The organism is Xanthovirga aplysinae, from assembly GCF_009711365.1.
Classification (GTDB): Bacteria; Bacteroidota; Bacteroidia; order Cytophagales; family Cyclobacteriaceae; genus Xanthovirga; species Xanthovirga aplysinae.
In genome coordinates this window covers 1-10,131 of record NZ_SMMB01001171.1, presented here as the reverse complement: position 1 = coordinate 10,131, position 10,131 = coordinate 1, and the positions used below count along the sequence as shown (strand labels likewise).

Annotated in this window: 8 protein-coding genes; 4 read left to right on the top strand and 4 right to left on the bottom strand. The window is 37.4% G+C overall.

All coding sequences use genetic code 11. The annotated features are described in order from the left end of the window. Positions 1 to 417: 417 nt before the first annotated feature. The 4 genes from E1171_RS15420 to E1171_RS15405 form a co-directional block, all read right to left on the bottom strand. On the bottom strand, positions 418 to 2,208 hold the full coding sequence (locus tag E1171_RS15420) for an amidohydrolase (RefSeq protein ID WP_155206941.1): 1,791 nt from the start codon (positions 2,206 to 2,208) through the stop codon (positions 418 to 420). 102 nt (positions 2,209 to 2,310) lie between these two features. Then, positions 2,311 to 3,306 carry an MBL fold metallo-hydrolase gene (locus E1171_RS15415; RefSeq protein ID WP_155206940.1) on the bottom strand — a complete coding sequence of 332 codons (996 nt, stop codon included), beginning with the start codon at positions 3,304 to 3,306 and terminating at the stop codon, positions 2,311 to 2,313. 30 nt (positions 3,307 to 3,336) lie between these two features. Beyond that, positions 3,337 to 4,749 carry an alginate export family protein gene (locus E1171_RS15410; protein ID WP_155206939.1) on the bottom strand — a complete coding sequence of 471 codons (1,413 nt, stop codon included), beginning with the start codon at positions 4,747 to 4,749 and terminating at the stop codon, positions 3,337 to 3,339. A gap of 439 nt (positions 4,750 to 5,188) precedes the next feature. Next, positions 5,189 to 6,613, bottom strand: a complete 1,425-nt coding sequence (locus tag E1171_RS15405) for a sigma-54 interaction domain-containing protein (protein ID WP_155206938.1) — start codon at positions 6,611 to 6,613, stop codon at positions 5,189 to 5,191. 644 nt (positions 6,614 to 7,257) lie between these two features. Here E1171_RS15405 and E1171_RS15400 point away from each other — a divergent pair. The 4 genes from E1171_RS15400 to E1171_RS15385 form a co-directional block, all read left to right on the top strand. Then, positions 7,258 to 7,695 (top strand): MarR family winged helix-turn-helix transcriptional regulator, encoded by a 438-nt coding sequence (locus tag E1171_RS15400; protein WP_155206937.1) that lies wholly within the window; start codon positions 7,258 to 7,260, stop codon positions 7,693 to 7,695. A 71-nt stretch (positions 7,696 to 7,766) separates the two neighbouring features. After that, on the top strand, positions 7,767 to 8,198 hold the full coding sequence (locus tag E1171_RS15395) for an ester cyclase (protein ID WP_155206936.1): 432 nt from the start codon (positions 7,767 to 7,769) through the stop codon (positions 8,196 to 8,198). Between the two features lie 145 nt (positions 8,199 to 8,343). Beyond that, positions 8,344 to 9,537, top strand: a complete 1,194-nt coding sequence (locus E1171_RS15390) for an MFS transporter (RefSeq protein ID WP_155206935.1) — start codon at positions 8,344 to 8,346, stop codon at positions 9,535 to 9,537. A 246-nt stretch (positions 9,538 to 9,783) separates the two neighbouring features. Further along, positions 9,784 to 10,131 (top strand): nuclear transport factor 2 family protein (locus E1171_RS15385; RefSeq protein ID WP_187696483.1); only part of this gene is annotated, 348 nt, incomplete at its 3' end.

Below are 10,131 nucleotides of genomic sequence, written 5' to 3'. Positions count from 1 at the left end.
TATATTTGAAATGGAAGCATTTTAATGCTCCTTTATAATTCTCTTCACTCATTGAAAAATTAGTCCCACTGTCTTTAAAATTAGATTTCAAGAAAAAGGGAATAAGTAAACACAAAAATAATTATCATTAAAACTCCAAATGGAAGTTTAAAATAATTTTAAATCAGAAAAAGATGGGCAAAAACTATGGGAAAACAAAGGCTTAATTAGTTTGTAGGAGCCTGAATTTTTATATTATAGGTGATGGTTGAGCTCATGGGAGAGTTGATCAAATAAAGGAGTCAATTAGTTCGAGTATTTTAAACCCGCCCTACACTTCCGATGCAGGACGGATTTTATTTAAAAAGTCATAAATGCCACTTTAGGTCTCAGGTTAAAAATTGAATAAATCCAAAACACCAGATACTTTAAAAGGAATTAATACTGATACCCTCCATAAAATTTCACAGGGGACCAAGCCGGACTAACTTCTGGAATTTCTGGTGCCAGATGGGCGAATTCTTCTTCACCATAGACAATATCCCCATTTACCACCGTCAATACTGCATTCATATTTTTAAGGTCCTCTTCATCTACAGTGAAATAATCCTTGGCCAGGATAACAAAATCAGCAAATTTACCCTTTTCTATAGTCCCCTTTAATGCTTCCTCACCAGTGATTTGGGCACTGCCATAAGTCATGAGACGAAGGGCATCCATACGGTTCAGAATATTTTCTTGAGACAAATGCTTCAAGCCTCCCCAGGTTTTTCCTGTTGTAATCCAGTAAATTGCTAACCAGGGATTGTAGCTGGAAACTCTAGCTCCATCAGTTCCTAAACCTAGAGGAATACCCTTTTCCAATATTTTTCGTATTGGTGGAGCATGTTGGGCAGTCTCTATGCCATACCTATCCACAAAATACTCTCCCTGAAACATCATCCGGTTTTGAATAGCAATACTACCACCAAGTGCTTTAATTCTGTCTAATGATTCTTCGGAAACTGTTTCTCCATGATCAATAATCCAGCGCAGGCCATTAAAAGGGGTTTTCTCATTGATTTTCTCAAATAAATCCAGAAAACGCTCAATAGATTCACCATAAGTACCGTGAATTCTAAAAGGCCATTTGTTTTCCACAAATTGCGTCACAGCTTCTTCTAATTCTGCTTCCATATGGTGGCCCAATTCAGGTCGAGGTTGTAAGAAGTTTTCATAATCTCCAGCAGACCATACAATGTTTTCTCCCGCTCCGGCCATCATATATCCATTGGGACGGAAAAGGTCATAATCATCTCCAGGTTTTACCAGTGTAAGGTATTTTTTCCAGGCCTGTAGCTCCTTGCCAGGAGAATTCGCATTGAAAATATTGTAGCCTATTCTTAACGTTAGTTTTTTATCATCTGCCACTTTCCGCATCACCTGGTAATTGTCAGGGAAAAACTGACCTCCTCCTCCGGCATCCACCACACTGGTAAGGCCTAAACGATTAAGCTCTCTATTGTACTGTAGGGTTGAATTGTATTGATCTTCAGGAGAAAGCTTAGGGGTTTTTACCAAAGTAAGATAAATGATAGCCGCGCTTGGTTTAGCGATTAAAAGACCAGTAGGTTGCTGGTTTTTATCCAGTTGCACTTCAGCCCCGGCAAAGGTGGTATTTTTATCGTATCCTAATACTTCAATAGCTTTCTTGTTGAGCATACCGTAAGTATAAAGGAAAGTCACAATCACGGGTTTGTCAGGAACGGCAGCATTGATTTCTTCCAAGGTAGGTAAACGTCTTTCCTCAAACTGAAATTCTGACCAGCCACCCACTACCTTGATCCATTGCCCTTCGGGAGTACGGTCCGCCTGCTCTTTCAACATTTCAAGGGCTCTTTTTAAAGATTTCACCCCGTCCCAACGTAATTCCAGGTTATAATTCAATCCACCTCTAATGGTATGTGAATGGGAGTCGTTCAAACCGGGAATTACCGTTCTTTTGGAGGCATCAATCACTTTGGTGTCTTTGCCAATAAACTTCTCTATCTCATTATTACTTCCAACAGCTAAAAACTTACCATCCTTAATGGCCAGCGCTTCCACGATTTCATCATGATTGGCCAGGGTCGCAATTTTCCCATTTTTTATAATGAGATCCGCCTTCTGTGATGAGCCCTCTTCTTTTTCACCCTGACAAGCGGTAAACAGAAGTAAGGCCGCCAATAAAAGGTTTAGTATATTTTTCATAAGCAATTATTAGGGGTTATGAAGGGAGGCTTTACGTCCTCCCTCTTTTTATTCTTCACTTTCCTTTAGGAAACCGTATAATCAAAAAAACGAGTTCTCAGCTTAGTTTTTCTTGCTCAATTCCTCATAGGTTTTTGGAATATTCACATCAAAGTGAACCCAATCGAACATGGCATAACCACGGAAATTGTCCATTTTCACCTTCTCTTTGGTCTTTTCCAGACTCCAACCTTTTTTCACTGCTTTTTCTACTTGATTGTGTAATTCTTCCAAATAATCGATTTTAAAATCCAAATCAGCTTTTTTCATTGGTAGGTGGTGTCCTGGTACAATGGTAGCATCTGCTGGAAGGAAATCTCTTACCTTTTTCATGGTTGCGGCTACTTCCTCATGACGACCGTCTAACAACCATGGTAACCCCGGCTTGCCGGCTACCCAAACATTACCAACCCACATGGTTTTGCTATTTGGTTCCCAGATGTATAAATCACCCGGAGTTTGACCAAATCCGAAGGTATAGATCGTCACCTTTTTACCACCCAGATCAATTGTTAATTGGTCGCCTTGTTGGATAATGATGTCGGCATCCCGGGGCATTACTTTTTCCATCCCTCTACCTTCCCCGAAATTACCGATCATCCATTTTCTGTCTGGCTCAAAATAGGCGTTTATGTAATCAACTGTTCCCTGATGTTGAACAATGGCTGTTTCAGAAGGAAATACAAAATTTCCATAACTGTGATCACCATGGTAAGAAGTATTTACCACATATTTAATCGGTAATTCTGTTTCCTGTCGAATCAATGCAATCAATTGGGCAGCTAAATCCCCGTTTAAAAAAGAATCAATAATTAAAACTCCTTTTTCACCGATGATAAAACCTCCACTTGTAGGTTTTGGGGCGGAAGCAGGGGCATCAAAACTTTCTTTTGGGAAAACGCCAAATACGCCTGGTGCCAGTTTCTTTTTAGTTAATACAATTTTATTGGCATCCCAAATAGGTTCTTGTGCGAAAGCAACAGTTGAACCGTATAAAAAAGCTACCATTAATGCTATAGCAGCAAAAAATGATCTTGAGTTTGTTTTTAATTGTTTCATTTTTATACTAATTAATAAGAAAAAATTGGTTTAAAATTTATAAGAAAAAGTGGTTGCCAGATGGAAAATGTTTTTGTGTTCTCCAGTTTCCTTAATAAAATCCCCAGTCATAAAATAGGATACTTCTGTCTTCCAATTTAGGTGTCGATTAATGGCATAAGACAATTCAAAACCCGCTTGATGGCCGATAAAACGAGCCTGGGCTTCCTGTCCCTCCCTGCTTAAGAATCTTGGAGGCGCATATAATCCATCTTCTTTACTTGCCCGCCAATAGATGTCCCAATCCAGAATGAATTCAATGTTTTCATTGAATTCCCAGAGAACTGAAGGGTGAATGTCAATCAAGTTCATAGGGGCAAGATTGCCAAGCAGACCAAAATAGGCTGGATTGTTGAATAAGGGATTAAACGTCTGCAGCTGGTTGTCCCCTGCATTTCGGTCCCCACTGACATAATCTAATTTTAGTCCCAAACTCTTAAGGTTTCGTCGATTGTGAATCAGCCAATGATAGTCCAGTTCAAGCGCCCAGGCATTAATGCTTTTGTCTTCAAGTGAGCCCATTTGATACATCAATTCGGTGTTAAAAACAAACGACCGACCGATTTGTCCCCATCTTCTTAATCCTATGGTTTGTCTATTCTCTTTTCCTTCTGCATCACTAAAAGCAGCCTGCTCTATATTGAAATGATAGAAGTAAATTTCCGTATGACCGGGAATTTTACCATTATGATCTACACGTCCATAGATGCCTGCAAATTCCATGTCTTCGTTTCTACGGTTATTAAAAGCACCCTCTTCAGGGTTTACATGTACTTCGCTGGCCAGGAATCCTTCCACCCTAATTTTATTAGTTGAATAGATAAGGCGTCCTGCATCAAAACTCCTTCTTAAGTTCGGACCTTCCCTAATTCCCACTAAACGGGAAGAACCAAAGGATAATTCTTGTCTACCCAATCTTAAACTCAGCAGATTTTGTTCTTTTATGGGAAATTTGAATTCAACAAAACCTTGAAAAAGGTCTAAAGCATCGTCTTGGGTATATTCCTTTTCCGTTTTGCTAAGCATGCCATGATAAAGCTCTCCATAGAAACGAAGATAGTGGGAAACGGATAGGGATGCATGAGCCGCCAAACGCTGAGAATAAAAAGCGATATCGCTATTTTCTGCCTCCCCCCATAGGTTATTTTTGAAATACTCAAATCTCGGTCTGAATTCACCACCGAGAGTTAAATAAATACTTTTGGAAGTATTGAAAGGGATAAATTTGATAGGGTCCCAAAATTCCTGCTCTTCCAAGGCCTCATCTCCTAGAAAACGATAATTTTCTTCGGCCCGAAGCATGCTGAAGGCTTTCCTGTTTTTCTTTTTTTCTTCCACCTCCTGGGCAAAGAGGGGGGGCAAAAATTGAATAATTACTATTATTAAAAGTAGAGGTTTTTTCATTTCAGAATTCCCTGTTCAAAATTTTTGTCTCATTAAACTACTTAACCGAAGCTTTTTTCCATTCAGACCTATGCTTAACTACCAAATCATAGTGCTATGTAATCATAGGAATGTTGGTTGTATCAATGATTTGGAGAAGGTGTTAGTCAATTACTTTGCCAAAAATTAATCACTACTGTGATTTGATTATAAATAACTGATTTAAAATAGTTTATGAATTTTTTATCAAAATTAAGAAGAGTATCTAAAGGATATTTTTTCGTTAAATATCACGAAAAAATGAAATACTACGAATAAAAAATCGAGTAGAAGATGGGAATGAATAGTGTTAGGGATTGGGTTAAATAAGGAAGGGAAATATAAAGGAATACCCTTCCTGTTTTTCGGTATTTGCGCTGTTTTAAGGTGTAGTTTTATTCAATAATTAGGGAAGGGAATTTTAGTGATTATTCCCCTTTTGAATTCCTAATTTATGCATTCTTGAACGAAGGGTAGCCTCATGGAGCCCCAAGATTTCCGCAGCCCCATTTGCACCACTTATTTTCCAATGGGTTTTTTCCAATACCTTAAGTATATGATTCCTTTGTAAATCATCTAAAGTAATAAGGGCAGCTGCTTTTGATCTTGTATCTTTTTTAGGGGCCCAATCACCTAAAACGAGTCGGTTTCTTTGACTAAGAATAACCCCTCTTTCGATAAGGTTTTCCAATTCCCGTACATTTCCAGGCCAATCATAAGCCTCTAGGGCCTGCATCAGTTTATCAGAAATCACCTCAATATTTTTACCCATCTTTTGGGAAAATTTATAGCAAAAATGCTGCACCAAAAAAGAAATATCATCCTTTCTCTCTCTCAAAGGAATGGTTTGCAGGGGAAATACATTCAATCGATAAAATAGGTCTTCACGGAAAGTTCCTTTTTCAACTGCCTTTTCCAAATCTTTATTGGTAGCTGCGATTACCCTTACATTAACTTTAATGGGTTTGGGATTCCCCAACCGTTCAAATTCCCCTTCTTGAAGAACTCTCAATAACTTGGGCTGCAACTCTAAAGGGAGTTCACCGATTTCATCCAAAAAAATAGTGCCCCCATCTGCTAACTCAAACCTACCAATTGACTTGTTTATAGCGCCTGTAAAGGCCCCCTTTTCATGACCAAATAACGTACTTTCTATTAAATTAGCAGAAACAGTACCGCAATCGACTTTTACCAATGGTCTATTTGCTCTTTTACTTAAATTATGTACAGACCGTGCAAGCAGTTCCTTTCCAGTACCTGATTCCCCGATAATTAAAACGGTGGAATCGGTGGGAGCTACCAGCTCAATTTTTCGTAATTGTTCTTTAAACCCTTTATTCTGAGTTATAATTTCCTGAAAATTATATTGCAGCTTAATTTCTTCCTGTAAATAAACATTCTCGGCTTCCACCTTCTTCTTTAAGGCATTTATCTTCGCATATGCAGCTTTTAACTCTTCTTCTTTTTTTAATTTTTCAGTTATATCAGTTACAAAGGCCACAAAATACTCTTTCCCATCAAACTCCAAATAATTGGCTATTATTTCAACTGGAAACTTCTCACCTTCCTTTTTTTTATGCCAGGCTTTAGTAATGGTGGATTGGTTTCTTTTGGTTTCCTCCCAATGTTCTTTCCATTTCTCAGGACTAAGGAAGGGATTTACCTGAAAAACAGCTCCAATCTCTTCTATTTCATATTTGGAATAATGATGCATTTGGGCAAAAGCCTCATTTACCCTGCAAATACTTCCATTCGGATGGATCCAAATAATTCCTTCTTGTGCTTTTTCAATGGTGTGATGTGAAAACTCTAGCAGCCGACCTTTGGGAAATTTAATTTTATCCATAGGAAATGAAAAAAAACATGTTGTTTATAAATTCAAAAGTAATAGAAAAATAATCCAACATCTATGATGATGCGTTTTAAAATTTCACCCTTTCAGGAGGAGGAAGGGACTATCTTTTCTTTTAGTTAGCACTATTCTACATATAATTTCCATGCTTTTTTATTGCTCCCCCAACATCGAAAGCCTTAAAAATTATGACTGAAATTAATCCCTCTCATTTGACTGTGCCTTTCCATGATTTGAAAAAAAGAGTTTTATAGTAATTTTTTGGAGGGTGAGGAAGGAAGAAGCCATAAGCGTTGTGTGGATTTTTTATTTTTTGGACCTCCGCTGTTCACACCTCTCCTAAAAGTTGATTTTTACAATAATCCAGTAGGCCAACAGGGATTTTCTTCTTAGTTAGTGAAATAAAAGAAAATATTTTAATAGAAATTCCCTATAAGAATAAAAATACATAAAATAAAGTTATTAAATACCTCTATTATAGGTGTTTGTGTATTTTCTTATCTATTAATTTCTTCATTGAGTTCCTGGTTTTTCTTTACCTTAAATTACTTGATTTCCATATTTTTTTCCTTTTTTATTTGCCATTTAAAAACTATTTCATTTGCTTTACGTTAGTTTACTTGTCAACTAATTTTTAAATGATCGAAAAAGAAAAACCATACGTAACCTTTGGGAGCCTGGTAAGGCGGGCTGCAAAGTTGTTGACCCAACGATTGGCAATCAACTTTAAAGAAATGGGATTGGATTTAACAGCGGGACATTGGTTCATACTAACGGCGCTTTGGGTCAAAGAAGGGCGCAACCAAAATGAATTGGCAAATTTCTGTAATATGGACAAGACCAATATTACAAAATTGCTAGATGCTATGGAAAAGTTGAATCTGGTTGTAAAAATTGAGGACCGCCAAGACCGTAGGAATAAACTGGTTTACTTGACCAATAAAGGGAAAGAGCTTAGAGAGGAAATGACAGCTGCTCAGCAAAAGACCTTAAATGAAGCTCAAGAAGGGGTAAATCCATCAGAGGTGGCTATTTGCCAAAAGGTTTTGAAAAAAGTAATTGGAAACTTAAGATAAAATTTTTTAACCAATAGTTGAATAGTAAACAATTGTAATTACATTTATTTTTTTAATGGCAAAATAAAGTAATGGAAGTACTTGAAAATTTATTGAATTTGGAAGATAAGAATAAAGCTCTTGTCAAAGATTTTTATAAAGCCTTTAATGCAAGGGACTATGATGAGATAGCCAAGTATTATATATCCGATTACAATTATAATGGCACAGTACAAGTGGAAGGTCCTGAAGGTGGGGTGGCTATGGTTAAAAAGTTTGTAGGAGCCTTTGATATGAAAATAACGATCCTGGACCTTTTAGCCGAAAAAGATAAAGTAATGGTTTTTGCTCAAGGAGACGGACAACACCTTGGGGAGTTCAATGGGATTCAGCCTAGCAGGAAGAAAATAAGTATCAGGGCCATGATTATTTATAGAATTGAAAGAAATCAAATTGCAGAAATGTGGGAAATAGCTGAAGAATTGAATCTCTTAAAACAACCAGGAGTTGTAGCTTCCAAATAAAGGGTACAAGACCTTTAACGGGCGAATAATTTCAATTATTCGGTTTTCTTGAATAGAGAAAAAAAGTAAACCATGTTTATTTAAAGTATAATAGTTGAATATTAAACAATTGTTGTTGTATGTAAATTATTTATTAACCAAGAAAATGAAAAAAAACGCAGTTAAATTGACCTTATTACTGGCCAGTAGTCTGACGGTAATGTCGGGAGCCACCATTGCCCCTTCCCTCCCTCAGATGGCCAGTGTATTTGCAAATACAGAAGGGGCGGAATTTTTGTCCAAATTGATCTTAACACTACCTGCCTTGTTTATTGCATTAACAGCCCCCTTTGTGGGTCGTTTTATTGATCGACATGGAAGGGTTAAACTTTTAACAATCGGGCTATTACTATATGCTTTGGGGGGCACCTCAGCATTTATCTTAAATGATCTGTATCATATCTTAATAGGTCGGGCCCTCTTAGGTATATCCGTGGGTATCATTATGACCATTGCGACTACCCTCATTGGAGATTATTTTGAAGGAGACGAACGGCAAAAATTTATGGGTATTCAGTCTGCTTTCGTAGCCTTTGGAGGGGTCCTGTTTGTGGGGGCTGGAGGTTTACTGGCCGATTTTCACTGGAGAAACCCTTTTCTAATTTATCTCTTTTCACTTTTGGTTTTTCCTTTGGCCTTGTCCTTTTTGAAGGAGCCAAAATCCATTACTTCCCCGGGAGCGGAAGCTTCTAAGAAAACCGGAAAGCCAAGTAAATTAGTTTTCATCGTTTTTGCTATCACCTTTGTCCAGATGATTATTTTCTATATGGTGCCGGTGCAAATCCCTTTTTTACTTAAAACTTTAGGGGTGGGAAAAAATGCACTTTCGGGAATAGCCATAGCGGCTAATACGGTGGGGGCAACGATTTTTTCTCTGCTCTATTCTAACATAAAGAAGAAATTAAGTTTCCCCATGATTGTCTCCCTTGCTCTTTTATTGATGACAGGGGGATATGTTATGGTTTGGCTTGGGGACAACTACACTGTCATCATTTTGGCTATGCTGTTTTCAGGATTTGGTTTAGGTTTGACCATGCCCAACATTAGCCTTTGGTTGATTCAACTTTCTCCCGCTGAAATAAGAGGAAAACAAATGGGCTATTTGACTACTTCTTTGTTTCTGGGACAATTTTTATCCCCTGTTTTAGTACAACCCCTTGCAAAACAATTTAATCTGGCCCAGATCTTTGGTTTAGCTGCAGTAGTCATGATAGTACTATCCTTTTTATTTGTGGGGCTTCATTTAAAAACCCAAGGTGTTAGTTCTTTTAATGCAAGGGTAAAGCCCAAAATAGAGTAAATAAAAGCCTTTTTGAACAGGTATTGAAATCTAATAGAATATGGGTTAAAAACGATAATGGAATATTAAAAATTTCTATTTGAAGTAAAAGGAATGAAAGGGCCCATCTCCTAGACAGTGGATAATAACAGATTGAAATTAAAAGAAAGCCCTCTAAAACCAATTCGATTAAAGAGGGACAAAACCGTTCACATAATGAACCATAAACTTCAAGTCAAATTACTTTTTAACGCAAAGAATAAGAAAATGAAAAACATTCATGATCAAATGGAAATCCGGGAATTACTGCACAGTTATCTGGCTTATGTAGATTTAAGAGACAATGAAGGGTATGTGAATACTTTTGCCAAAAACGGAGTTTATGAAAGTCCTTTTGGAATTGCTTCTGGACACGAGGAGATTCATAAGAAACTAAAAAGATGGCATGGCTCAGGAATTACCAATAACAAGCGTCATTTTGCGGGCACAGTCATATCCAAAATAGATGAAAATTGGGAAACAGCCACTTCAGATTCTAATTTCTGGGTAGCAGAAACAACAGACTCTGCCACCATTGTATGTACGGGCTATTATGAGGATAAATTAATAAAAGAA

What these genes read in the sequence shown, in the direction of transcription:
- E1171_RS15420 (WP_155206941.1), bottom strand. Translation starts at nt 2,208, where the DNA reads ATGAAAAATATACTAAACCTTTTATTGGCGGCCTTACTTCTGTTTACC.
- E1171_RS15415 (WP_155206940.1), bottom strand. Translation starts at nt 3,306, where the DNA reads ATGAAACAATTAAAAACAAACTCAAGATCATTTTTTGCTGCTATAGCA.
- E1171_RS15410 (WP_155206939.1), bottom strand. Translation starts at nt 4,749, where the DNA reads ATGAAAAAACCTCTACTTTTAATAATAGTAATTATTCAATTTTTGCCC.
- E1171_RS15405 (WP_155206938.1), bottom strand. Translation starts at nt 6,613, where the DNA reads ATGGATAAAATTAAATTTCCCAAAGGTCGGCTGCTAGAGTTTTCACAT.
- E1171_RS15400 (WP_155206937.1), top strand. Translation starts at nt 7,258, where the DNA reads ATGATCGAAAAAGAAAAACCATACGTAACCTTTGGGAGCCTGGTAAGG.
- E1171_RS15395 (WP_155206936.1), top strand. Translation starts at nt 7,767, where the DNA reads ATGGAAGTACTTGAAAATTTATTGAATTTGGAAGATAAGAATAAAGCT.
- E1171_RS15390 (WP_155206935.1), top strand. Translation starts at nt 8,344, where the DNA reads ATGAAAAAAAACGCAGTTAAATTGACCTTATTACTGGCCAGTAGTCTG.